This window comes from Reichenbachiella sp. (genome assembly GCF_039941815.1).
Lineage (GTDB): Bacteria > Bacteroidota > Bacteroidia > Cytophagales > Cyclobacteriaceae > Reichenbachiella.
The window spans coordinates 117,253-142,132 of record NZ_JBDVDW010000014.1; the positions used below are offsets into that span (position 1 = coordinate 117,253).

Consider the following 24,880-nt stretch of genomic DNA (forward strand, 5'->3'; position numbering starts at 1 on the left):
ATTCAATACTGACTTAGAAATGAACGGAAGCGTAAACATAGAAATCAAAGCCGGAATAGGAACAATCACCTTTTTTCACCCACAAAGCAACTCCCTACCCGGGGAAATATTAAATCTCCTGGCAGACACAATTACCGCAGCAGGTCAAAATCAAGATATTAAAGTAATTGTACTCAAAAGTGAAGGAGAAAGAGCTTTTTGCGCAGGGGCAAGTTTCGATGAGCTAATATCAATAGAAGATTTTGAAACCGGTAAAACCTTTTTTTCAGGATTTGCCAAAGTAATCAACGCCTCCAGGAAATGCCCAAAACTTATCATTGGGCGAGTGCAAGGCAAAGCAGTCGGTGGTGGAGTTGGACTTGCCAGCGCCGTAGACTACTGTATGGCGACAAAATTTGCATCGGTCAAGCTGAGTGAACTTGCGATTGGCATTGGACCATTCGTAGTAGGCCCAGCGGTAGAAAGGAAAATCGGAGTTTCGGCTATGTCACAGTTAGCTATAGACGCGACAGAATGGCAAACAGCTGAGTGGGCTAAGCAGAAAGGATTGTATACCGAGCTATTCGATAGCGCTGAAACCATGGATGAGGCTATTGATAAACTGGCCGAAAAACTAGCAGCCTCCAATCCTGAAGCCATGCTCCTACTAAAGAAAATATTCTGGGAAGGTACCGAGCACTGGGATGAATTGCTAGACGAACGTGCCGGCATGAGTGGAAAACTAGTACTATCAGATTTCACCCGCCAGGCAATTAACAAGTTTAAAAACAAGTAAATCAAACCTTCCGTCCTATTATAGTACGGTTGAACTAAATATTAAATACCAAGAATGGCAACGACTAAAAAGGCGAAAAAAAAACTAACTAACATTAGTCAGGAAAAGCTGCTAAAAGCCTACAAATTGATGGCAACCGCTAAGACCCTGGCGGACAAGTACGAGGAGACCTTCAAGGTAGTATCCAAATATGTGCACGCCACATCGCGTGGTCATGAGGCGATTCAGATTGCCACAGGAATGCAACTCCTACCACAGGATTTCCTATCTGCGTACTATCGGGATGATGCTACGCTACTGGCTATAGGATGTACACCGTACGACCTTATGCTGCAGTTAATGGCCAAGAAAGACGATCCGTTTTCTGGAGGTCGTACCTACTATGCCCACCCCAGTCTAAAGGACGATGACAAACCAAAAATCCCTCACCAGTCCTCCGCCACCGGAATGCAAGCCATTCCGACGACGGGTATAGCCATGGGCATCCAATATAAAGAACTCAGAAAAATAGGCGACAAACATAAAGAGGCGCCCGTCGTCGTCTGCTCGTTAGGTGACGCCTGTATCACGGAAGGCGAAGTAGCCGAGGCTTTCCAAATGGCAGCACTCAAGCAATTGCCAATCATCTATCTTGTACAGGACAACGAGTGGGACATCTCTGCTCATGCCAGCGAAATCAGATCTGGTGACGCCTCCGACTATATCAAAGGATTTCCTGGCATAAAGGCCATGCAGGTCAACGGCACTAACTTTCTTAAATGTTATGAAACCATGGAGGAGGCCATCTCCTACGTCCGTAAAGAACGAAAGCCAGTGCTGGTTCATGCCAAAGTTCCCCTCTTGAACCATCACACCTCTGGTGTAAGAAAAGAATGGTACCGAGACGATCTCGAGGAACATATGAAATTTGATCCCTATCCTTTCTTTAGAAAACAATTGGAAGATCTCCGAGTCAAATCCTCAGTTCTGGACAATCACGAAGAGGATGCTCGTTTGTTGGTAGATGATCATTATGACATGGCGCTAAAGGCAGAAGATCCAAGTCCTCAGGATCTGTTTACACATGATTTTGCGCCTACTCCAATTACTGAAGAGCGTGGTGTCAGAGCACCTAAGGGAAAAGAAAAAGCTGTCATGGTTGACTGCGCATTATTTGCGGTACAAGAGCTGATGGAGCAACACGACGAATGTCTCCTCTATGGTCAGGATGTTGGACATAGACTTGGTGGTGTTTTTCGTGAAGCAGCCACCCTGGCACAAAAATTTGGTAGAGATCGAGTATTCAATACTCCGATACAGGAGGCTTTTATAGTGGGAAGTACGGTAGGCATGTCAGCCGTAGGTCTAAAACCCATTGTGGAGGTCCAATTCGCGGACTATATCTGGCCGGGATTGAATCAGCTTTTTACAGAGGTCAGTAGATCCTGCTATCTTACCAATGGTAAATTTCCTGTGAGTATGATACTTAGAGTTCCAATCGGAGCCTATGGCAGCGGTGGCCCTTATCATTCATCAAGTGTAGAATCTGTAGTAGCCAATATTCGTGGAATCAAAATCGCCTACCCCAGTACCGGAGCCGATATGAAAGGACTGATGAAATCAGCCTACTACGACCCAAACCCGGTTGTGATCTTCGAGCATAAGGGACTCTATTGGTCGAAGGTCAAAGGTACCGACGCGGCCAAAACTACCGAACCGGATGCAGACTATATCATACCATTCGGTAAAGCCAGGATTGCATTGGAGGCCTCAGGAGAAGCTTTAGAAATCGGTGAGACCATGACGATCATCACCTATGGCATGGGCGTACACTGGTCACTCAATGCAGCAAAAAAGTATAAGGGAATGGTGGAAATTGTGGATCTCAGAACGATTCACCCAATAGACACGACGACGGTATTCAACTCTGTACGAACACATGGCAAATGCCTGGTGGTAACTGAGGAGCCTGTCAACAATACTTTTGCACAAAGTTTGGCAGCTCGTATTCAAGAAAATTGCTTCGAGTATTTGGATGGACCTGTTAGAACTATTGGATCTGAAAACATGCCTGCGATTCCGCTAAATTCTACCTTGGAGGCAGCGATGATACCATCAGCTGAAAAGGTCGAATCTGTGATTGGTCAAATGCTATCTGAATAGTCAAGTCGATAGAGAAGCAAGAGATTTCCCGTCAGTTAGAAGCTCTATCTGGCGGGGAACCTATCTATGCGCTTTGTGGAAATTCAACTCCAAAGGTCGCTCCGACACCAAATTCACCTTCATACCAAACTCTCCCATTGAGTAGATCTGCGTACCTTTTCACCAAGGAGAGCCCCAGGCCGGATGAACTTTCTCCATCAGTTGGTCGCGCACTGAGCTTAGAAAACTTCTTAAATAAATCAATTTCTTCCTCTTTCCTGATTCCGGGACCCTGATCTGAAACTTTGACCTGAACCAAACCATCTTCATTTGTTAATTCCACTTTTATTTCTGTGTCCTTCTCCGAAAATTTAATCGCATTCGAAATGAAATTTTCAAATATCAGAGGCAGGTAGGTCTTATCTCCATTGATCAAAGAATGTGAGGCCTCATCTTTCAACAGTAGCTTGATACCCTTCTTCTCAGCAGCAATTCTCATCTGATCGATCATCTCATCGATGACTAATTTAAGGTCGAGTATTTCCCACTCAATCTTCAGGTTGCTTTGATCTGACAATTCCATTTCAAGCACTCGGTTGATCAGGTGCTGTGACTTAGTAGAGGACTGATTGATCATTTCTATATATTTCTCCCTCATTTCCGTCTTATCCTCTATAGCCAACAAGTGGATTAGACTTGTAATGTTGGATAATGGGTTTTTTAGATCATGAGCCAATATCCTAATAATATACTCCTTCTCCTCAATCAGCTTTTTGAGATCAATAGACTGTTTGTGTATGGTTTCCGATTGTGTTTTCAGAATCGTGTTTTTTTCTTCGACTGATGTCAATGCCTTACGCTGTATCGATTCGAACACATAAGCTATGAACAGCACGATCAATAGTAACCCTGGAAGTACGGATACAAACCACATAGTTTTCATTTCTGGGTTGTATTCTATCGGTAGTGATTCGCCATCGAGCGCCAGCAGTCCAAACCACTGCATGACCAAATAGGAAATACCACCCCAGGCTAATCCTGACAACCGATTCACGACCAGAATAGCCAAAACCGGTATTGCCACTATCCAGGGGTAGATAGCAGACCAGATGCCGCCAGAAAAATAAGTGAGTACAAAAATCGCTATGGCCCCAATGAAGATGTATAAATTGCCTAAGACAGCGATTTGTATTTTTGTTTTTGCCAGCATAGGCAAGATTAGAAATCCAACAGCATTGAAAATCATGAGTTGAACACCCTTGTCAAAGCCAAAGTAAGCACTCAGCCAGATATAGGAAGTAGAAAATATACTCGTCAAGAGACACGCCCGAACAAATAGTCGAACTCTCCTCAAAAGATTGGGAGAAGAATAGTAATCTTGATGAATGAAAAAGTCAATAAGTACTGAGACCTTCATGCATAGCTTTTTTGTGTTACAATCAACCTTTTCCTACCACTAATATATGCAGTAATGCTGATTGAACGAGGATAATTTCCTACTAATAAGAATCTTTCAACCGGCAATATTAAATGCCAAATAGGCACTTACATAAATCCAAACACCGCAAATACATCCTAATAGAAGCGTCTTTTTGAGCGTATGATTCTCAGCATGCTGGATCAACCATGGCAAGGACAAGGAAATCAATGCTTCGCACAAAATCACATAAACTGGTGCATTAAATACGAAAGGCGCATTAGGGTGATACCACCACCATCCTGCATTATTCGCCAGGTGCTCATAGAGCGGAATATACATGCCACCTGCGATGCCAAGCATAATGGAAGCTTTGGGAATATCAAATTTCCTGGTAAGCAGGACACCAATAAATCCAAGTTGTAGAAGTACATTGGACCAGGCAAATGGCATATACGCTGGCGAACTCCATATCATGAGCTCATTACCGGGATAGACCAAACTGCCGATTGTATCAACCAAATAGTGGTCAGTTGCTAACTCCAACAATCCTGCAATCGTGCCAATCACCAACAATCTGATAATCAAGGGATTTTTGAAGCGAACAGCGTATAACCAATAAAAGATGTAAAGCGAATAGGTAATAATGCTCGCCGTAATCGGTCCCAATTTGAGTACTGAACTCATCAATGACCATAGGACTAGCACTGCAGAGGATGCCAAAATTACGCGTGTAGTTCGCCGATCCATTCCGTTTATCAAAGTTCTTTCCATGTTTTAGCTGAATTTATTGGTCATCCTCCACACCCCAGTTTTTTCGAAGCGAAGGAGGAATGAAAAAATTTACTTTTTTACCATCATTATAGAATTTTATAATCCCATCTAACAATAGTTTATTGAATGGCTTGGCAATGTCGCTAACCAGATGACCCTTTTCAAAAAGACTTACCGTTCCGACGATGAATTTTGTCAGTCTGAGCAGTAAGTCGTCCGCCCGATCATGATCATGAGACAAACCGATGCATGAATCAAGATCAACCCCAGAAGATTTGGTGTAATCCTGAAGAAAAGTATGCATGAAAAAAGCCGGCAGTTCGTCAAACGTATCACCGGGAATAATATGATTGACAAAATCAATGCATGATTGTGTCAACGCCTGTCCTGCTTCTGAAGCCGCAGCCTGATGCTTCAAAATTGCTGTGGCAAGCTCAAATCCCTCTTCAAAGGTATCAGGTAATAATGCTTCTTCAATGCCCATCAGAAAACCAATCACTTTCCATGCATGCATGTATGCAGCTTTTTCATCCTCAGATAGCTCAACATTCAATTGACTCAGCCCTGATAAGATAACCGGACCAAACGACATCAATGTGCCTGCCAAATCTTCCTGATTGATAGGTTCTCCGAATTTCTCCAAATCCCAGGAATCATCTCCGGTTCGCTGTTTAAGATAATATCGAATGGATGCATGAATGAGTCGTACCTTCTGGATCGTTACAATCCCATGTCCACCAGTAGCCAACCCACCCGGAGACATCACATTAGTGATCATCTGAGCGGTCTCCATTAGCCTCCTGGCCAAAGGGTCTACATTTTCTTTGTGAGTGAGAAGTCTGCCTGTATCATATAATACCTGTGCCCCATTAGCACATGTGTAGCACAGCGGAAGGGAGCTCACATTGAGCAACAAGAATATTTCAGGTCCATATTTAGCAAAAATCTGCTCTCCCTGCAGTATCAATTCAGGATCTGCCCAAGCAGGTAAGCGATGTGTATCCTCAAAGTACTCGAAGAGGATACCACCCAACTCTTGTCCCAGAGGAGAAAAGGTTTCTTTATCGAATCTATCGTTTTGCACGATAGTCATAAATACCTGATTGATCTGTTTTTCGAAACCGGCACTGATCACTTTAGCAATCACCTCATCGGCTTGAGGGTCCGTTCGAAGCCGACACGCAGCTAGCATTTGCTCATTGATATGGTCAATATCAAAGGTATTGTTCATGGATTAGATCGGTTTATGTACATTATAAATGAGTGAATATAACTAACATCTCATGGAATAATAAACTAAAAAATGAGAAAATCTGTGGCTAATAAATCATGAAAATCAGGCAACGGCAGGAGCATCCAGATAGGGAATCCACTCCTTTTTCATGGACCCGAGATTATTGCGGAGAAACATAATATAAGAAGGCTTAAAAGGAGGAGTTTTTAGCACAAACCCAGATTGCTCAAGCGAGTCGTTTCCTTTTTTTGCATTACATGACTTGCAGGCAGTTACCAGATTATTCCAGGTGGACTTCCCTCCTTTCGATCGCGGCACAAGGTGATCCAGTGTTAGATCACGGTCAGTCCCACAATACTGGCATCGGCCATGATCTCGCTTGAAGATGTTCTGCCTGGTAAGTACCACGCCGCGGTAGGGTACATTTACATATTGTTTTATTTTGATCACCGCTGGCGAAGGATAACTGCGGGACACTGTTCGTAGTTTAGATTCCGAATCCGCCTCGAGCAGCTCAGCCTTATCCAGAAATACCAGCAAGAAGGCTCGTTGTACTGTACATACCGCCAGCGGGGAATAATCCTGATTCAATACGAGTACTTTTCCTGACATAATCAATGCATTTGTCAAACTACCATACAGTAGCTTATCCTACAATGAAAATAGCCAATAAAAAATGAAATGTAAAATGAAACTTTAATGAACAGCTTTAGAGTTGCTCGGGTGCCAGATTCTTAAATAGAATTCGGCGTGCAATTAAATCACCGGCATCGAGATTCTGTAAACTCAATTTGGCCACCTCGCCTCCATGTAATCCTGCGATGTCGTCTCCTCCAAGAAAGATATATCCAATTTCATTAGTAGATTTTGAAAAAACCAAATCACCTGGTATAATTGAATCCATTTCAGACACTTCCTGACCTGACAATTTTTGATCTGCAATTGTTCTTGGCAGTTTGTATCCGCTTACTTTGAAGACTTGTTGGATAAAACCTCCTGCATCTACACCAAATGGGGTTTTTCCACCAGCCAAATAAGGTGCGTGGAGGTATTTTTTCATCAGCTCACGCAAATATTCAAACTCTCTTTTTTGAGCCAGACTTTTCGATTCACCATTGAAAGCCACCTGCTCTTCCAATTTAAACAACTCATTGGTGGTAATAGGAAGTACACTTCCAAACAAAATGTGTACATGTTTTTTCTGAAAAAATATCGTACCACTCAAATCAATACACACTTTGTAATCAGAAAGGTTCACTTGTTGGAAGTACTCCTCACTAATCGGCGTATGCTGATCGGCACGAATCCACCCCTCCGAGTTATCAAAGTGAAGCTGAATGCGCAACATGTCCATCTTCTCTTCCAGTACTTGATAATGTTCCCCAAACAGTAGCTCTGATACCAGAACTGCCTCCTGCTTTGGTGTGGCTCTCATAGGAATCACGCTCAATCTACAGATTCCTTTAGGCGCTTCGTTCATACTAATATCGATTTCGTTCTAGCTCTCTTTTTACATCTTTCTCTTTGATGCTGTCTCTTTTATCATGGATCTTCTTTCCTTTAGCTAGCGCCAATTCTAATTTGGCATACCCCTTATCGTTAATAAAAAGTCTTGTTGGAATAATTGTAAGGCCTTTTTCTTGACTTTTGGAGTCAATCTTGTCCAGCTCATTTCTATTCAACAGCAACTTTCTTTCACGCAAAGGTTCGTGATTATTAAATGTACCTTGCTCATATACAGCAATGTGCATTCCTTTGATAAACATTTCTCCTTTAGAGATATAGCAGTAAGCCTCTTGCAAACTTGCCTTTCCTTCTTTCAAAGATTTTATCTCCGTTCCCTTCAGCACAAGGCCCGCTACATACTTGTCTATAAATTCGAATTCATAGCTCGCTTTTTTGTTGCGGATATTTACCTGATTTGAAAACCTTCCCTTGCTCATCTTTATCTCTTCAAATTAAATTTATTATCCTTAATAATTCTACACTCTACTCAAAAATGAGAAAAGGTTTTGTTAAAACTGCATTCTAGGCATAGGAACTGCCGACAAATCGACTAAATCCCCAGCCATCCACTGATAATATGCTGAAATCCCGATCATACCAGCGTTGTCAGTACAATACTGAAAGGCGGGAATGTAGACATCCCATTTTTTTTCAGCGGCAAGCTCCTCCAGCCTTAGCCTTAGGCCACTATTCGCAGATACTCCACCAGCAATGGCAATCTGATTAATTTTTTCACGGCGAGCAGCCAATTCCAACTTCTCGATCAGCATGTCTATCAAATGTCTTTGAATACTAGCACAGAGGTCGTTTTTGTTTTCCTCTACAAAATTGGCGTTCTTCATTTTCTCTTTATTGAGAAAATTCATAAAGCCAGTCTTGATACCACTAAACGAATAATCTAACTCAGGCATGCTGGTTTCATTAAAATGATATTTGTTTTTATCTCCAGCACTGGCCAGTTTGTCGATCAGTGGTCCTCCAGGATAAGGCAGTCCCATCAGTTTTGCACATTTATCAAAGGCCTCTCCTACGGCGTCATCTGTGGTCTGACCTAGAACACTCATATCGAGATGGTCATTTACTTTCACGATTTGAGTGTGCCCACCAGAAACCGTTAGACACAAGAAGGGAAATTTCGGTTTCGGATCCTCAATAAAATGAGCAATAATGTGAGCTTTCATATGATGCACACCGATCAATGGTATGCCCAAAGCGAGAGCCATCGACTTAGCAAATGCCCCTCCTACCAGCAGAGCTCCGAGCAATCCTGGACCCTGAGTAAAGGCAATAGCACTGAGCTCGCTCATTTCCACCTCTGCAGATGCCATAGCTTCTTTTACTACAGCCGCTATAGCCTGCTGGTGTGCCCTTGAGGCTAGTTCAGGGACTACACCCCCATATTTGCTGTGTATTTCCTGGGTGGCTATTACGTTGTTCATCACCTTACCATCGATACAAATGGAAGCGGAAGTTTCGTCACATGATGACTCGATAGCCAGAATTACATTTTTCACTATAACAATTTTTTGAAGCTCTGATATTGTAGTACTTTTCAGCACAAAATTGGGCATATTTTTTGTACCATCATTCAAAGTTCCGTAATTACCTGTCATATTAAAAAATATGACCCTAACAGCTTTAGAGGAACTGAAGTTTCATGAAGGAAAAATCCCGCAATACATTAACACTGAGAAGAATCTTGTCGAGACTATTTCTATGGTTTCCGATCCTTTTCCTTGCTCTTGGTATCTTGCTCTTTTCCGTTTTCCAAATTCCAAAAGTTCAAACCAGAGTACTTAACGAAGTTTCGTTTTTAATTTCAGAAAACACCGGATTCGACGTAAAAATCGGTCATGCCAATCTTACTTGGTTTGATTACATGGTTGTAAAAAATGTAAGACTGTATGATCATCAAAATGACAGTACCCTAATACATATCAAGGAACTTCAGATTGATCTAAAGCTATATGATTTTATAGTTCATAGACGACTTAATGCTGATAAGCTTGAACTCAATCAACCCTACCTTCATATCATTAAAGAAACTGACTCTACTGAAGTAAATATTTCCAGGCTTCTGGCCGATCTAAAGGAACTATTCAGGAAAAACAGGAAAAACAAGGAGAGAAAAACGTCCATCAGTTTGGATCGCGTCGAAATCAATGATGGTATCTTTTCATACAACGATATGCGTTATGACTCCATCCAAACGGGCAAAGACTATCACCATTTCAAATATAAATCTATTCAGGCAGATCTACTGGACTTCAGCTTCATAGACGATAGTCTCGGAATGAAAATTGATTATTTCACTTCGATAGACTCCAGTGACGGCCTAAATATCAAAAGCCTAATCAGCAAGTTTTCATTTACTAAAAAACAAATGATCTTTTCTAACCTGGCTCTCGAAACCGAGGAGAGTTTCATTACTGATTCGATCACCTTCAGTTACAGTCACCCTTCAAATTTTAAATATTTTAACGATAGCATAACTTTTTTTGCAAATCTGGATCAATCAACTCTAAGCACAAATGAGCTCGCTCTATTCAATCATAACCTCAAAGCAGTTGATAAAAAGGTGTTGTTTTCGGGTAAACTCTATGGAGCTGTTAATAATCTAAAAATCAAAGAATTCACACTACAAACTGGAAACCGCACCATCATAACGGGGAATGCCCAACTCAACGGCTTGCCTAAAATCACCGAGACATTTATCGATCTTGACGTTAAAAAATCTATCATTGACCCAAGTGATCACAGTGAATTGCTTAGTGACAAAATTCAGAAAGAAGTATTAAACCTTGGTGCCGTCGAAGTGGAAGGACAATTTCTGGGATTTCTCTCGGATTTTGTTGCCGAAGCAAAAGTGACCTCATCCGTAGGCAAAATTGATACAGATATTAATTTTAAAATAGACGGAACAAAACGGGCCCGATACACGGGCAACTTACACCTGCAACATTTCGATTTGAGGAGTATTTTCCCTGACCAAAACCAATTAAAACACATAACTCTAAAAGGAAAAATTAAGGGTTCTGGTCTGCAAATAGCAAACGCTAATTTCAACCTAAATGCGGCGGTCGACTCAGTCTCGCTAAATGATTACACTTATACCAAACTCTATACGAATGGCTCTTTTAAGGTTGGTTTTTTTGCAGGGAAATTAACGGCTGCAGACCCTAATCTGGAATTTAGCAGTACACTTGAGTTAGATCTGAAAGAAGATAGAAACAAAATCAATATTCAAGCAGATCTTAAAAAGGCTAATTTGAAGCAAATCAACATTAGCAACCAAGACATAAGAGTGGCCTCTCATTTAGATTTAGATCTCAAGGGGTTAAAAACAGATGATCTCATAGGATATGTATCACTCTACAACAGCCAAATCATATATGAGGAGAAAGAATTATACATAGATTCGGTTAAGTTGCTCTCAACACTCATAGGAGAAAATAGAATTATTCACCTAGATACGGATGGCCTTACAGCCGAAATGAATGGTGAATTCAGAAACAGTGTGTTTATCAGGACTGTCTTGGAGTTTTATAATGAAATCAAACTCAATATTCGCAATGACGAGGAAGAATTAGAAATGTATTACATACAGAAAAAAGATGCTCCATTAGAAAAGTATCATATTCAGATGGAGTTTAGCTTCCGCGATCTCAACAGATTCATAGAACCTTTTTATCCTAATATCAGCTTTTCAAAAGAAGTGAATTTACGTGGATCATTTCTTCAAGACAGTGTTTCCAGACTAAACCTCTACAGTGTGGTGGATTCTCTTTTTGTATCGGAAACTGTTTGGGCTAAAAACTACATAGACATCAATGTATCCAAAGAGTATTTTGACAAGAGCACACTTGCATCAGCGTTTGTTTCTTCTGGCAGTCAGGTTTGGTCCGAAAAATTTCAAACAGAGAATATTTACACTGACCTCATATGGTTTGAAGATAGCATGACAGTTGCATTGAATATAGAACAACCCGATACTGACAACCAAGTAGAAATCGAAACATCTGTGCTTTTCTATCCAGATTCAACGCGGCTTCATTTTAATCGATCGGATATCAAATTGCTTGGCAAAACATGGAGTTGGGAGCAAGATAATGAGATTATTTATAAGGATGAAGAATGGGAGTTTACCAATGTCAAGGTATCTAATGGCCTCGAAAGACTCGAGCTATCAGGTAGTTATTCGGAAGCTCCTGGTAAATTGGCCTTCATTGATTTAAAGGAATTTAACTTGCAAAATGCGGATGCATTCATCAATTCAAAGTTAGAAGGTACTCTTGATGGAAGAATAAAAATAAAAAGACAGCCCGAAAATGACTTGATTGAAGGTAATGTGGTTGCCAGGGCAGTCAAAATAAAGGACTTTCTGGTGGGCAATATTTTCGGAGTCACCAGATGGGATAGCTACAATAGCAATCTAGCGGTCAATTTGGATCTCGTTCAGAATGACAAGAAAAAAATCGAAATTAAAGGTTTGTACTACCCTAAAAATGATTTCGATCAGTTCAATTTACAAGCAAAGTTTGACAGTGCTGATCTCAAAATTGCAGAACCGTTTCTCCAAAACAAGTTTAGTCAGTTGAATGGGTTTGCGTCGGGCCAATTCACCATTCATGGCAACTTCGGTTACCCCATACTTAAAGGCAAAGGTTCAATCACCGATGGTGAAGTTCTGGTCAATTATTTAAATACTAAGTATGAATTTAATGGGAACCTGATATTTGAGGAGAACGAAATCAGTACACAGCGACTGTTGCTTCGCGACAATGAGCAAAACATAGCTCATTTTAGTGGAGGTATTTTTCATGATGGTTTTAAAAATGCCGTTATTGACTTTCAGGGTGAATTCGAAAATTTTAAGCTTCTAAATACAACTGCAGCAGACAACAGCGGCTATTATGGTGTTGCCTTCGGCACAGGCACCATCAACCTACTTGGAGCTTTGAGTAACATCAAAATTAGTGCGGAAGCACAAACGGCCAAGGGCACCCGATTATCCATTCCAATCGATGAATCATCTGATTCAAGAATCGAACAAAAAGAATACATTGAATTCATCGATCTCAAGAATCATGCTACTATCGAGGGAGTATTCGAAGAGGTGCACCAACGGGAAAAGCTAAAAATCCGGGGTATCGAATTAGATTTTGATATTGAAATAACAAATGACGCTTATGTAGAACTCATATTCGATGTGCAATCAGGAGATATTATACGGGGACGTGGTAATGGCAACATTGAATTACAAATTAATACGGATGGAGATTTCACTATGTTTGGTGACTTTGTAATAGAACAAGGTGGATACAACTTCACCATGTATAACATCATAAACAAAGAATTTGAAATCAAAAATGGGAGCACTATTTCTTGGTACGGGGATCCATATGGTGCGAATCTAAATATTTCTGCATCCTATCGACAATTGGCATCTCTGGCTCCATTAATGGTTAGGTTTCTTGACCCGGACGACCTCAATTCTGCTGAAACAAGAAAAAAATACCCTTCAATTGTAGATCTGAAACTAAGCGGTAACCTACTCACTCCAGAAATAAAATTTGGGATCTCCATAGAGGATTATCCTCAAAACAATCGGCTACCTAACAGTGCCGTGACACTTGATGAAGTAGTTACGGCATTTAAAGCTAGTATTGGCAACAATGAACAGGAAATGAATCGTCAGGTTTTCAGTTTGATCGTATTAAGAAAGTTTTCTGAGGAAAACAGCTTTCAGATCAATGGACAAACCATTGGCAATAGTTTGAGTGAATTCGTTTCCAACCAGCTCAGCTATTGGGCTACTCAGGTGGATGACAACCTTGAGGTAGACGTAGACCTCGCCGGACTGTCAGAAGATGCCTTTAATACCTTCCAACTAAGACTCTCTTATACATTTTTGGACGGTAGACTACGAGTGACCAGAGGGAGTAGTCTGGCCAATCAGGAGACTCAACGGGATGTATCCAATATCATAGGAGATTGGACAGTGGAGTACCTCTTGACTGAAGACGGCAGATTCAGAGTGAAAATGTATAGCAGATCCGATCTTAATACCATAGATCAGCAACTTGGAGAGAGCAATTTTGAGACGGGATTCAGCCTACAATACATAAAAAGTTTTGATCAGTTGAGCCAAATTCTATCTGATAATAGGAAAAAGAACATCTCTCAAAAAAAGACATCAAAGGAAGATAAAGAAAAGAAAGAGCAGATCTAATAAATTAACCTTAACCAGATTTTATCTAACCCATTATTATGTGTATTTTTAAATACACTTACGAAAACTTACAACGATGGAATTGAATAATTTCATGAAGTCCTACGCCGAAGAAATCAAAGGCAACTTTTCACAATATGATGATCAGAGATTTGTGATAGTAGTACCTCTTGACTTGGATAGACAACAGGCAGTTGTAGGAGAAATTGATGCCGATAACAATCTCATTTCCATTTCCTCAAAAGTGTGTATGGCAGACGATACGATCCAGTTTCGTGAGTTGCTAAAAGAAAACCACAAGTCTACTTTTGGGAAGTTCACTATAGTTAATGATTTCCTAAAAGTAGAGTCCAGATCACCGGCCGACATTGTTTCTCCTGAAACATTAAAACGAGCCATTCAAGAAGTCGCCCAGCTTGCCGATAAGTGGGAGATGGAAATAACCGGAAGTGACATTTTTTAGTTGTCCCGCACAATCTTACTAAATCTATATTTGTTAGTTTTGTCCGATAGGCCGCCTTATCGTTCTGATCTCGATAATTATCGTGACAGAAAGGAAAGTCCGGGCAACACAGAGCATCGTACTTCTTAACGGGAAGTCTTCTGATTTATTCAGGGGGAGAAAGTGCAACAGAAAGTAAACCGCCTGCAGGCAACTGTAGGTAAGGGTGAAATGGTGAGGTAAGAGCTCACCGCTTTGATAGCGATATCAAAGGCATGGTAAACCTTGCGAGTTGAAAGATCAAATAGGTTCTGCAAGAAGTGGCTCGCTTCGCTGTGTTCATCTCGCTTTTGGCTGATGATCAGAATGTAGAATGGGTAGATTGATAGATTTTGGCAGTGATGTCAAGACCAGATAAATGATAAGGGCCCCCTCAGGGGTACAGAACCCGGCTTACAGGCCTATATTTTATTTTATTATAATATGACAACAATCTTAATCATTGATGACGAAAAAAGCATTCGTCATACCCTACGAGAAATTCTGGAATATGAAAAGTACGACGTAGAAGAGGCTGAAAATGGAAAGGTAGGACTCGAAAGACTCAAAGAAAAAGACTTCGACGTAGTCTTATGTGATGTAAAAATGCCGGAGATGGATGGAATCGAAGTCCTGGAGGCTTCCAGAACTCTCGATCACACTCCTCAATTTATTATGATATCAGCACATGCCACTATAGATACGGCTGTGGATGCAACAAAAAAAGGCGCCTATGATTTTATTCAAAAGCCACCGGATCTAAACCGACTTCTGCTGACCATAAAAAATGCGCTGGACAAATCAAATTTAATCCAGGAGACAAAAATTCTTAAGAAGAAGGTCTCTAAGTCTTTGGAAATTGTGGGCGAATCTAAGCCGATACTCGAAGTCAAAGAAACGATAGAGAAAGTAGCAGGTACAGAGGCCAGAGTATTGATTACCGGTGAAAACGGTACAGGAAAGGAGCTCGTAGCAAATGCCTTGCATAAATTGAGTCAGCGAAGCAAGAAGGCGCTTGTAGAGGTAAATTGTGCCGCTATTCCATCTGAGTTAATAGAAAGTGAGCTATTCGGTCACGAAAAAGGTTCTTTTACCTCTGCGGTAAAACAACGCATAGGGAAATTCGAGCAGGCAGATATGGGTACTTTATTTCTTGACGAAATAGGCGACATGAGCCTCCCTGCTCAAGCCAAGGTACTACGCGCGCTACAAGAAGGCCGAATCACTCGAGTAGGCGGTGAGAAGGAAATCAAAGTCAATGTAAGAGTACTTGCGGCTACAAACAAGGACCTTAAGGAAGAGATTAAGGAGAAGCGATTCAGAGAAGATTTATACCACAGATTGAGTGTTATTGTAATAAAAGTACCACCACTAAGTGCACGGAGTGAAGACATTCCTTTGCTGGTTGATAAATTTCTTCAAGACATTGCCAGTGACTATGGCACTAACAAAAAAGAAATAGCCAAAGATGCTGTTGAGCAACTCCAAAAAGGAAAATGGACCGGAAATATTAGGGAATTAAGGAATGTGGTTGAGCGACTGATAATCATGAGTGGTGATGAGATCACCGCTGCGGACGTAAAAAAATATGCGGATATACAATAATGTTATCCGCATACAATATTTTCAACCTTTTACTTGGATAATTCTGTCGAATTCGTATCAGCTTTTGCGTATGTAGGACAAGTTCTCTGAGTACATGCACTCATGGCAAAAACTACAAGGGCTACTATAAGTATTTTTACTTTCATCTTTCGTTATTATCAATTACCTGCTTCAATATTAGAACATAAATATATAAAAAATATTACACTTTAGGTGAAATATTGAATATCTATCCAATATTCCTTGGCTATTTTGATGAACGCTTATTCTATCATCAAATTGCATCCACGAATATCTGAATTATCTAAGCGTCCGAGTATAGTAAAAGTTCCATCAGACAAAATCTTTCCAAGGTCACTCGTTTCAATAAATGAGCATGAATGCACATTGGCTAAGTCTATGACATTGATTCCACCGGCCCGACCCGGGGTCAGGTAACTAAAAGGATCCTCAGAATCTCTGATCAATATTTTCATACAATCAGGTAAAACAAAAGACTTTTCATTCATCGAATAGGCTTGAGAAAGCAATTCGGTCATGCCATATTCTGAATGAATTTTAATGTCTCCAAGTTTTGCTTTGAGTTCTCCATAGAATTCTTCCTTTACCATATCCTTCCTTCTCCCCTTCATACCTCCAGTTTCAATAACTGTCAATCCATCGAGCTTAACATCAAGGGATGAAGCCAGTTCTGCCAAATCCAGAAGCGCATAGCCTACTCCAAATAAGATCACCTGTTTAGTATTGTTTTCAAGCTGTATTAGCAAATCGGCAATGAGTAGCTCTGTCTTATTAAGATAGAATCCACCATTGGTAAACGACCCACTCTTATCTATAAAAAATTCTACCATTTGGACCAATGAAGAATCTCCCTGCTCCTGATAGGATGGTAATAATGCAAAAAAAATCTTTTCTTCCAGTGGTCCATAAAAGTTTTCAAAGATCGATTGTGCATTATTTAAATAATATTCTACATCCTCTATATGATGTTTGCTACGAAATCCCGTTATCATGGTACCACTACTTTGAAAAACCTTGCGTGTTTTCCATGAGTCCGTTTTTATTTTGTGTGACTTGAAAAGATTTATTGGTAGGAATGGGATTTTCTCCAGGTGGTTAATTTTGTTTAGATCTAATCTTAAGTGTGATATATATTCAGCATAAACGTCACATGCCTTGGCTTGATACTGGAAAACTTCCAGCGCGAGTGTTTCAAAAGTTTCAGAATTAACTTTTATAGTCTTTTTTTTGAAACTATTTAAAAGCTCCATAAGTTATAAATAGTAAGGGATTGCGCTGGCTCAATTGTATTATTATCAGTAATTTTAGCAAATGTAATTTTAATTGAATGAAGGGGAAATCAAAATACTGGAATAAAATTTCGTTGTCTATCCAATTTGTGATATTTGCTTCCACTGTGGTGTCATTGCCCTCCTGCACAGAACCAGACCCTTTCCCAATAATACCTCAAATCCAATTCAATAACATGGAATATGTGGAGCTGCTGGAAAATGGTAGTCCCGATTCTCTTATACTCTATCTGAATTTTCAGGATGGTGATGGAGACCTTGGCATTGAAGGTGATGAGGACCTGGCTCCCTTTCACGATTTTGACATAGTCCTGGACAATGAAGGCAAGGTGGTGACGATCGGCCAACCAGAAGTGGAGCTACCTTTATTTCTATTTACACCTCGATTTGGTGTTGTGGGTAGATTCAGTGATGAAGACAATCGACCAGCATTCGACTGCGCAAATTATGACACGCTCTACATCAAAAATGACAGGTCTGATCTGTATCTACCTGGCACACCTTTGGATCAAATTGACTTAACGGAATTTTATAAGGACACTGTTTATATTCAAAGAAACCCATACGAAAACAACATTATCGTAAAATATTTCCGCAAAAGAGGTACCGACGAGTATGAAGAAATTAATTGGCGTTATCTGACCAGCGAATATGGCTGCGGTATTTCGTTTGATGGCAGATTCCCCATCTTGGACATAGAAAGCGCAATAGACGGCAGCTCCTTAGAAGGCGTCATAAAATACTCTATGGTCTCTACTGGTTTTAGAACTGTTCTTAGAAAAGACACCTTCAAGCTTCAGTTTCAAATAATAGATAGAGGGCTGCATGGGAGTAATGTAGCTGACACCGGGGACCTGACCTTAGATCAATTGCTCAGATAAATATTTTACCTACTCCTCTTGAAGGTAATTCCAGCCAATAGCTATTCACATTTTTGGATGGTCAGTAAATATCAGGATATTTGTTAGGCTCACTTTCGGCCATCATCTCATATACCTTATCGAATACTGTATCTGTACTAGGCTTAGAATAGTAGTCTCCATCAGACCCATAAGCCGGACGATGTTCGTTTGCCGTAATCGTCTGTGGTTGGCTATCCAAATGCTTATAGCATTCCTGTTGTACCACGAGCTTTTCAAGAATATAGGCGGAAGCACCTCCTGGCACATCTTCGTCCGCAACTATAAGTCTGTTGGTCTTCTGAATCGATGATATTATGCTTTGATGACGATCAAACGGCAGCAAGGTCTGAACATCAATTACTTCGACCTCAATACCATACCTGGCGAGTTCGTTAGCCGCATCCATAACAATTCTACACATAGAGCCGTAAGTCACAATAGTAACATCACTCCCTTCTCTGATCACCTCCGGAATACCAAGTGGCACCTTAAATTCGCCAATATTTTCAGGTAGTCTTTCCTTTAATCGATAGCCATTTAAGCATTCTATCAATAGAGCAGCATCATCGGACTCGAGTAACGTATTGTACATACCGGCGGCCTGAGTCATATTTCTAGGGACCAATACAAATACTCCACGCAGCGCATTAATGATCATACCCATCGGTGAACCCGAATGCCAAACTCCTTCTAGCCTGTGGCCTCTGGATCGTATAATCAAAGGTGCTTTCTGTCCTCCTTTTGTCCGATACTGAAGGGTCGCCAAATCATCAGACAAAGTCTGTACAGCATAGAGTAGATAATCCAGATACTGAATTTCTACAATAGGTCGTAATCCGCGCAGTGCAGCTCCCAACCCCTGACCAATAATGGTGGTCTCCCTAATACCGGTGTCTGTTACTCTATATTCCCCATATTTCTCTTGTAAACCAGCGAATCCCTGATTTACATCTCCAATTTTACCTACGTCTTCACCAATAGCAAAAACGAGTGGGTTTCTTTTCAAAATCTCATCAAAACACGCTTGCAGCACCTCTCTTCCATCTACCATTTTGGACTGATCAGAGTATGTAGCAGGCACTGTACCAATATTCAATGCCGAATATTGTGACTGGCTATATAAGTGCGAGGAGTACTCGTCATGCCTTTTCTGCGTATTGGTTTTGAGCCAATGGATTAGCATGTCTCTGCTACGAGAAGGCTCTTCCCTGGTCAAGCGCAGCGCTTTCTTAGCTCCCTTAGTAAGCTCGAGTTTATTGATATTAAGACCCTCCTTTATGCTTTTAGCAATGGACAGTAGTTTTGTTTTTTCTGCACTTCGTTCGGCGACTGATTCGATCATTCCAACCAGCGAAACAGTATCACCTGATATGGCTTGTGAGTAGGCCTTCCATGCCGCTACTCTAGCCGTCTTAGCTATTTTCTTTGATTCCTCTTCGATAGCATCTAACTCCTTGCCAGATGCAATTTTTTCATCGAGTATCCACTCACGCATTTTTTTGAGGCAATCATATTTAGCTTCCCATTCTAATCGCTCTTTAGACTTGTAGCGCTCGTGGGAACCTGAGGTAGAATGTCCTTGTGGTTGTGTCACTTCTTCTACATGAACCAATACAGGCACATGCTCATTTCTTGCAATCTGCTCTGCTTTTTTAAAGGTCTCACAAAGATCCATATAGTCCCAGCCTCTAGTGGTTAGAATTTCGAATCCATTCTCTTTGGCCGTTCTTTGCAGACCGGCTAGTGCCTTAGAGATGCTTCCTTTAGTGGTATGATATTCTTTAGGGACAGAAATTCCATATTCATCGTCCCATACTGCCATTACCATGGGTACCTGCAGCACACCTGCTGCATTCATAGCCTCAAAAAAGTGGCCTTCAGAAGTGGAGGCATTTCCAATAGTACCAAAAGCTACTTCGTTACCGTTGCTTGAAAACTGTTTGAATTTTCCGAGTTCAGGGTTGTTTCTATATAATTTTGAGGCATACGCCAACCCTAACAGTCTTGGCATTTGCCCGCCGGTGTTAGAAATGTCGGAACTTGAATTCTTCATTTTCATGAGATCTTTCCACTCTCCTTTCTCATCAATGAGTCTAGTCCCGAAATGGCCATTCATCATCCGGCCAGCTGAAGCAGGTTCATCATCTATCGATGTGTGGGCATAGAGTTGAGCGAAAAACTGCTGAGAGGTTAACTCTCCAATAGCCATCATAAAAGTTTGATCTCTATAATAACCAGATCTAAAGTCACCGTTTTTAAAAACTTTAGCCATGGCAATCTGAGGTAATTCTTTGCCATCACCAAAAATTCCAAACTTCGCCTTACCCATGAAAACTTCCTTTCGTCCGATATAGCTATCCTCCCTACTTTCTACGGCTAATTTATAATCATTCAAAATTTCCTTTTTAGAAGACATTATCTGGGGAGTTTTCTCTGAGACTTTCACCATTTCAAGATAAGATTTTTAGGATGATTATAAAAGAATCTGACTTCACAAATTTAACAAAGCCGCCACATCAATCAAATATTTTTATGAAGAATACAAAATAATATTATATTTGAGACTAAATAAAATATGTAAACAGAATATTATTTGGTTTATGTTAGTTTTTTAGATATAATCATAAACGATCCCCGTTTTTTGAAATTTATATTTCTAAACCCTGAACTGATAGGCCAATTATCTTTTGAAGATGATTCAGTTTATGTATATTATTCAGCGCAATTATTGTAAAATGTAGAACAGTATTTAAAAATTTTTACCATGATTATCGGGGTACCCAAAGAAATTAAAAACAATGAAAACCGTGTGGCCTTGACGCCTGCCGGAGTAAAGGAACTCAAAAAAGAGGGCCATCAAGTATACGTACAAGCCACAGCCGGGGAAGGAAGTGGATTTGCAGATGCTGAGTACGTTAGTGTAGGAGCAGAATTACTTCCTACTATTGAGGATGTGTATGCGAAAGCAGAAATGATCATCAAAGTAAAAGAGCCGATTGAAGCTGAATACAAATTGATCAAAGAAGATCAGCTTGTATTTACCTATTTTCATTTCGCATCTCACGAACCATTGACCAGAGCGATGATTGATAGTAAGTCGGTTTGTCTTGCTTATGAAACTGTAGAAAAAGCTGACCGTTCGCTTCCGCTATTAGTGCCTATGTCAGAGGTAGCAGGAAGAATGTCTATCCAGCAAGGCGCCAAATATTTGGAAAAACCTTTGAAAGGCCGAGGCATACTACTAGGTGGAGTACCTGGCGTGCGTCCTGCCAAAGTAATGATTCTAGGTGGTGGCGTAGTTGGAACTGAAGCTGCTAAAATGGCTGCCGGACTGGGTGCTGATGTCACTATTCTTGATCTGAGTCTACCAAGGCTTAGATATCTGGACGACGTAATGCCGGCTAATGTTAAAACTCTAATGTCAAGTGAATATAACATTAGAGAAATGATCAAAGATCACGATTTAATCATTGGAGCGGTTCTGATTCCTGGAGCAAAAGCACCAAAATTGATCACTAGAGACATGCTCAAGGATATGAGAGAGGGTACTGTTCTTGTAGATGTAGCTGTAGATCAAGGTGGATGTTTTGAAACTACTAAGCCGACTACTCATCAGGATCCTGTTTATATCATAGACGATGTGGTTCACTACAGTGTAGCTAATATGCCTGGTGCAGTACCTTACACTTCTACGCTGGCACTGACCAATGCTACGTTGCCTTATGCCATTCAGTTGGCTAATAAGGGCTGGGAAAAAGCATGTAAGGAGAATAATGAGTTGAAGCTTGGGCTGAACGTAATTAAGGGTGAAGTAGTCTACAAAGCTGTATCTGACGCCTTTGATCTACCTTATACTCCATTGGACAAATTCATATAATCTTTATAAGCCGGAATCTTTTCAAGAAACTGAAAGGTTCCGGTTTCTATACTCTGTTCACAGCAGAAATGCTGTAAACCATTAGTGATCACCACAAATTTTGCTTTTAAGACCTGATTATAAACAGTCGCCTGGCTGAATGTTTCATTTGAAATACTTACTTCTGGTGCCTTACACTCAACAACCAACAGCGGCTGCCCCTGATTGCTGTAGGCAACAATATCAGGTCGCTTACGCATTCTGTTATATTTAATTTCAAATTCTGATTTGAGTAGTGATTTAGGATACCCCAAATTCTCACTCAGAAACTTGAGAAAATGTTGACGAACCCACTCCTCAGGAGTCAGAGCAACATATTTTTTTCGAAATTCGTCCCAGATGTCTGTCCCATGATCAGACTCTTTCACTTTAAACTTAAATCTCGGAAGATTTAACTCTTTCATTATGGCTTCCTGTTTAGCTTCCAATATTAATACAATTCAGTTACTTTTAGGCCACAGTATTAAAACTGTCTCAGCTCTAGCATAACAGAGCCACCAATCGTTTTGTAAGAAGACAGCAAATTTCAAACGCCACACCAAATATGAAAACCAAAAAAGAAATTGTAGACAACTGGTTACCCAGATATACAGGAGTTGAATTAGAAGATTTTGCAGAATATATATTGCTCACAAATTTTGCCAATTACGTAGAAATCTTTGCCGAACAATTTGGCACAGAAGTACAAGGTAAGGACAAGCCTATGCAATCCGCAACGGCCAATAATATCACGATCATCAATTTTGGAATGGGAAGTGCCATGGCTGCTACCGTCATGGATTTATTATCAGCGCTCAATCCTAAAGCTGTACTGTTTCTTGGTAAGTGTGGAGGATTAAAGAAAAAAACGCAGCTGGGAGATTTAATTTTGCCTATAGCGGCCATTCGTGGTGAGGGTACATCTAACGACTATCTTCCAATTGAAATCCCAGCATTACCTTCATTCAGATTGCAACGAGCTGTGTCTTCTATGATCAAAAAACATGAACTAGACTATTGGACTGGAACGGTCTATACTACAAATCGCCGTGTGTGGGAGCATGATCGAAAGTTCAAAAAATACTTAAGAAAAATTCGCGCTATGGGTATCGACATGGAGACCGCTACAATATTCACAGTTGGCTTCATTAATGAAATCCCCAGGGGGGCACTTCTCTTGGTTTCAGACAATCCTATGACTCCTGCTGGCGTTAAAACGGATGCCTCTGACAAAAAGGTAACTGGGAATTTTGTTGACAAGCACATTCAGATAGGTATCGACGCCTTACTAGAACTCTATAATTCAGGCGATTCCGTTAAGCATATGAGGTTTGACTAGTCTTATGAATTCTGGATTTTAAAAGTAGTCCTACTCCGACGATGAAGAATAACATCAGTGCAATGGTGCTGTTTCTCATTGAGCCTGTAAGTTGCTCTATAAACCCAAATGAAAAAGTCCCGACCACAATCGAAAGCTTTTCTACCACATCATAAAAGCTAAAATAAGAGGTGTTGTCAATAGTATTGGCTGGAATCAGTTTTGTAAATGTAGATCGTGACATTGATTGAATGCCTCCCATTACTAAGCCTACTATTACGGCAAGTCCATAGAACTGAAACTCTGTTTTTAGAATATAGGCATATCCACAAATGCCAATCCAAATAAAAAGCATGGTCAGAATAGAGATTCCATTGTTGTACTTTTTTGAAAGTGTCGCAAAAAAATATGCTCCGGCAATGGCCACCAACTGAATAATAGTAACGGTAACAATCAATTTTGAAGCCTCCAGTCTAAGCTCCTTTTCACCAAAAATAGCCGCTAGATGCATCACTGTCTGAACACCTGCACTGTAGAAAAAGAAGGCCAATAGATAGGCTTTCATATTTGGTAAGTTTTCCAAGGAGTGATAGACGATCTTTAGTTCCTTCACTCCCTTCCAAAATAAGCTTTCATCAGGCTTTTGTCTATTGACGTTTTTCGGTAAGTAATAGAAGCTATATTGTGCAAAACCAAACCACCAAATACCTACCAATAGAAATGAAACGCGTACTGCTCCAGTCTCGACAGCGAAGCCCAAGCTTTGGTGAAATTGAATGATCACAAAGCTCACTAAAAGCAACAATACACTTCCAATATACCCGAACGCATATCCCCTGGCACTTAGTTTGTCGTACTTATCTTCTGTGGTGATTTCTGGAAGATATGAATTGTAAAACACCAAACTACCAGAATAGCCTACACCTGCCAGTACCGAACATATTATACCATACTCAACATTGGGACCTCGAAACCAGAACAAAGCAGCTGTGGCTGCTGAACCCAGATATGTGAACAGCCTCAGGAATAATTTTTTCTTCCCGCCATAATCAGCCATTCCTGATAACCAAGGAGAAATGAGAGCTACGATAAGAAAAGCTGCAGCCACAGCATAAGAGTACAAAACAGAGTTGACGATTTCAAAATCAAAGAATTGTACGGATTCTGATTTGAAAGCTGCTCTTGTTACGCCGTTAAAATATATTGGAAAGATCGTTGATGTAATCACCAACAGGTATGCGGAATTGGCCCAGTCATACATACACCAGGCGTTTAGAATCTTACGGTTTTGCTGCATATTCATAAAAAAA

Annotated in this window: 19 protein-coding genes and 1 other RNA gene; 9 read left to right on the forward strand and 11 right to left on the reverse strand. The window is 40.5% G+C overall.

Annotated elements, in window-relative coordinates:
- Window positions 1–19: 19 nt before the first annotated feature.
- On the forward strand, window positions 20–775 hold the full coding sequence (locus ABJF11_RS01420) for an enoyl-CoA hydratase/isomerase family protein (protein ID WP_348117425.1): 756 nt from the start codon (window positions 20–22) through the stop codon (window positions 773–775).
- Window positions 776–829: 54 nt separating this feature from the next.
- Window positions 830–2,917 (forward strand): thiamine pyrophosphate-dependent enzyme, encoded by a 2,088-nt coding sequence (locus ABJF11_RS01425; protein ID WP_348117426.1) that lies wholly within the window; start codon window positions 830–832, stop codon window positions 2,915–2,917.
- A gap of 64 nt (window positions 2,918–2,981) precedes the next feature.
- On the opposite strand, the gene ABJF11_RS01430 is transcribed toward ABJF11_RS01425, so the two are convergent.
- The 7 genes from ABJF11_RS01430 to tsaD form a co-directional block, all read right to left on the reverse strand.
- Complete coding sequence (locus tag ABJF11_RS01430; RefSeq protein ID WP_348117428.1) at window positions 2,982–4,313, reverse strand: HAMP domain-containing sensor histidine kinase; 1,332 nt, start codon at window positions 4,311–4,313, stop codon at window positions 2,982–2,984.
- Between the two features lie 96 nt (window positions 4,314–4,409).
- Window positions 4,410–5,087 carry a hypothetical protein gene (locus ABJF11_RS01435; protein ID WP_348117431.1) on the reverse strand — a complete coding sequence of 226 codons (678 nt, stop codon included), beginning with the start codon at window positions 5,085–5,087 and terminating at the stop codon, window positions 4,410–4,412.
- 13 nt (window positions 5,088–5,100) lie between these two features.
- Window positions 5,101–6,318 carry an oxygenase MpaB family protein gene (locus tag ABJF11_RS01440; RefSeq protein ID WP_348117433.1) on the reverse strand — a complete coding sequence of 406 codons (1,218 nt, stop codon included), beginning with the start codon at window positions 6,316–6,318 and terminating at the stop codon, window positions 5,101–5,103.
- Between the two features lie 105 nt (window positions 6,319–6,423).
- Entirely contained in the window at window positions 6,424–6,933 is a 510-nt protein-coding gene (locus ABJF11_RS01445; RefSeq protein WP_348117435.1) for an HNH endonuclease, read from the reverse strand.
- 97 nt (window positions 6,934–7,030) lie between these two features.
- Window positions 7,031–7,801 carry an NlpC/P60 family protein gene (locus tag ABJF11_RS01450; RefSeq protein WP_348117437.1) on the reverse strand — a complete coding sequence of 257 codons (771 nt, stop codon included), beginning with the start codon at window positions 7,799–7,801 and terminating at the stop codon, window positions 7,031–7,033.
- A 1-nt stretch (window position 7,802) separates the two neighbouring features.
- Window positions 7,803–8,264: an SsrA-binding protein SmpB gene (gene smpB / locus ABJF11_RS01455; protein ID WP_348117440.1), complete on the reverse strand. Its 462-nt coding sequence runs from the start codon at window positions 8,262–8,264 to the stop codon at window positions 7,803–7,805.
- A 72-nt stretch (window positions 8,265–8,336) separates the two neighbouring features.
- Entirely contained in the window at window positions 8,337–9,341 is a 1,005-nt protein-coding gene (gene tsaD / locus ABJF11_RS01460) for a tRNA (adenosine(37)-N6)-threonylcarbamoyltransferase complex transferase subunit TsaD (RefSeq protein ID WP_348117904.1), read from the reverse strand.
- 143 nt (window positions 9,342–9,484) lie between these two features.
- Between tsaD and ABJF11_RS01465 the strand changes: the two genes are divergently transcribed.
- The 4 genes from ABJF11_RS01465 (at window position 9,485) to ABJF11_RS01480 (ending at window position 16,145) form a co-directional block, all read left to right on the forward strand.
- Window positions 9,485–14,059, forward strand: coding sequence for a translocation/assembly module TamB domain-containing protein (locus ABJF11_RS01465; RefSeq protein ID WP_348117442.1), 4,575 nt, complete (start codon window positions 9,485–9,487; stop codon window positions 14,057–14,059).
- 76 nt (window positions 14,060–14,135) lie between these two features.
- Entirely contained in the window at window positions 14,136–14,522 is a 387-nt protein-coding gene (locus ABJF11_RS01470) for a hypothetical protein (RefSeq protein ID WP_348117444.1), read from the forward strand.
- Window positions 14,523–14,567: 45 nt separating this feature from the next.
- Window positions 14,568–14,973, forward strand: an RNA gene (gene rnpB / locus ABJF11_RS01475) — RNase P RNA component class A.
- An 11-nt stretch (window positions 14,974–14,984) separates the two neighbouring features.
- Window positions 14,985–16,145, forward strand: coding sequence for a sigma-54 dependent transcriptional regulator (locus ABJF11_RS01480; protein ID WP_348117447.1), 1,161 nt, complete (start codon window positions 14,985–14,987; stop codon window positions 16,143–16,145).
- 263 nt (window positions 16,146–16,408) lie between these two features.
- Here ABJF11_RS01480 and ABJF11_RS01485 read toward each other — a convergent pair whose 3' ends face one another.
- Window positions 16,409–17,158, reverse strand: coding sequence for an acyl transferase (locus ABJF11_RS01485; RefSeq protein ID WP_348117449.1), 750 nt, complete (start codon window positions 17,156–17,158; stop codon window positions 16,409–16,411).
- 335 nt (window positions 17,159–17,493) lie between these two features.
- Between ABJF11_RS01485 and ABJF11_RS01490 the strand changes: the two genes are divergently transcribed.
- Complete coding sequence (locus tag ABJF11_RS01490) at window positions 17,494–18,336, forward strand: hypothetical protein (RefSeq protein WP_348117451.1); 843 nt, start codon at window positions 17,494–17,496, stop codon at window positions 18,334–18,336.
- A gap of 61 nt (window positions 18,337–18,397) precedes the next feature.
- Here the strand turns inward: ABJF11_RS01490 and ABJF11_RS01495 are convergent, their stop codons facing one another.
- On the reverse strand, window positions 18,398–20,773 hold the full coding sequence (locus tag ABJF11_RS01495) for a thiamine pyrophosphate-dependent enzyme (RefSeq protein WP_348117453.1): 2,376 nt from the start codon (window positions 20,771–20,773) through the stop codon (window positions 18,398–18,400).
- Window positions 20,774–21,121: 348 nt separating this feature from the next.
- On the opposite strand from ABJF11_RS01495, the gene ald reads away from it, so the two are divergent.
- Window positions 21,122–22,234, forward strand: coding sequence for an alanine dehydrogenase (gene ald / locus ABJF11_RS01500; protein ID WP_348117455.1), 1,113 nt, complete (start codon window positions 21,122–21,124; stop codon window positions 22,232–22,234).
- Here the strand turns inward: ald and ABJF11_RS01505 are convergent.
- Window positions 22,207–22,677, reverse strand: coding sequence for a type I restriction enzyme HsdR N-terminal domain-containing protein (locus ABJF11_RS01505; protein ID WP_348117457.1), 471 nt, complete (start codon window positions 22,675–22,677; stop codon window positions 22,207–22,209). The two genes, ald and ABJF11_RS01505, sit on opposite strands and share 28 nt — an antisense overlap.
- 140 nt (window positions 22,678–22,817) lie before the next feature.
- On the opposite strand from ABJF11_RS01505, the gene ABJF11_RS01510 reads away from it, so the two are divergent.
- Entirely contained in the window at window positions 22,818–23,591 is a 774-nt protein-coding gene (locus tag ABJF11_RS01510) for an AMP nucleosidase (protein WP_348117460.1), read from the forward strand.
- Here ABJF11_RS01510 and ABJF11_RS01515 read toward each other — a convergent pair.
- Complete coding sequence (locus ABJF11_RS01515; RefSeq protein WP_348117462.1) at window positions 23,569–24,873, reverse strand: MFS transporter; 1,305 nt, start codon at window positions 24,871–24,873, stop codon at window positions 23,569–23,571. The two genes, ABJF11_RS01510 and ABJF11_RS01515, sit on opposite strands and share 23 nt — an antisense overlap.
- Between the last annotated feature and the right edge of the window lie 7 nt (window positions 24,874–24,880).

What these genes read in the sequence shown, in the direction of transcription:
- ABJF11_RS01485 (WP_348117449.1), bottom strand. Translation starts at nt 17,158, where the DNA reads ATGATAACGGGATTTCGTAGCAAACATCATATAGAGGATGTAGAATAT.
- ABJF11_RS01450 (WP_348117437.1), bottom strand. Translation starts at nt 7,801, where the DNA reads ATGAACGAAGCGCCTAAAGGAATCTGTAGATTGAGCGTGATTCCTATG.
- ABJF11_RS01425 (WP_348117426.1), top strand. Translation starts at nt 830, where the DNA reads ATGGCAACGACTAAAAAGGCGAAAAAAAAACTAACTAACATTAGTCAG.
- smpB (WP_348117440.1), bottom strand. Translation starts at nt 8,264, where the DNA reads ATGAGCAAGGGAAGGTTTTCAAATCAGGTAAATATCCGCAACAAAAAA.
- ABJF11_RS01435 (WP_348117431.1), bottom strand. Translation starts at nt 5,087, where the DNA reads ATGGAAAGAACTTTGATAAACGGAATGGATCGGCGAACTACACGCGTA.
- ald (WP_348117455.1), top strand. Translation starts at nt 21,122, where the DNA reads ATGATTATCGGGGTACCCAAAGAAATTAAAAACAATGAAAACCGTGTG.
- ABJF11_RS01495 (WP_348117453.1), bottom strand. Translation starts at nt 20,773, where the DNA reads ATGTCTTCTAAAAAGGAAATTTTGAATGATTATAAATTAGCCGTAGAA.
- ABJF11_RS01430 (WP_348117428.1), bottom strand. Translation starts at nt 4,313, where the DNA reads ATGAAGGTCTCAGTACTTATTGACTTTTTCATTCATCAAGATTACTAT.
- ABJF11_RS01480 (WP_348117447.1), top strand. Translation starts at nt 14,985, where the DNA reads ATGACAACAATCTTAATCATTGATGACGAAAAAAGCATTCGTCATACC.
- ABJF11_RS01515 (WP_348117462.1), bottom strand. Translation starts at nt 24,873, where the DNA reads ATGAATATGCAGCAAAACCGTAAGATTCTAAACGCCTGGTGTATGTAT.
- ABJF11_RS01505 (WP_348117457.1), bottom strand. Translation starts at nt 22,677, where the DNA reads ATGAAAGAGTTAAATCTTCCGAGATTTAAGTTTAAAGTGAAAGAGTCT.
- ABJF11_RS01490 (WP_348117451.1), top strand. Translation starts at nt 17,494, where the DNA reads ATGAAGGGGAAATCAAAATACTGGAATAAAATTTCGTTGTCTATCCAA.
- ABJF11_RS01470 (WP_348117444.1), top strand. Translation starts at nt 14,136, where the DNA reads ATGGAATTGAATAATTTCATGAAGTCCTACGCCGAAGAAATCAAAGGC.
- ABJF11_RS01445 (WP_348117435.1), bottom strand. Translation starts at nt 6,933, where the DNA reads ATGTCAGGAAAAGTACTCGTATTGAATCAGGATTATTCCCCGCTGGCG.
- ABJF11_RS01420 (WP_348117425.1), top strand. Translation starts at nt 20, where the DNA reads ATGAACGGAAGCGTAAACATAGAAATCAAAGCCGGAATAGGAACAATC.
- ABJF11_RS01440 (WP_348117433.1), bottom strand. Translation starts at nt 6,318, where the DNA reads ATGAACAATACCTTTGATATTGACCATATCAATGAGCAAATGCTAGCT.
- ABJF11_RS01465 (WP_348117442.1), top strand. Translation starts at nt 9,485, where the DNA reads ATGAAGGAAAAATCCCGCAATACATTAACACTGAGAAGAATCTTGTCG.
- ABJF11_RS01510 (WP_348117460.1), top strand. Translation starts at nt 22,818, where the DNA reads ATGAAAACCAAAAAAGAAATTGTAGACAACTGGTTACCCAGATATACA.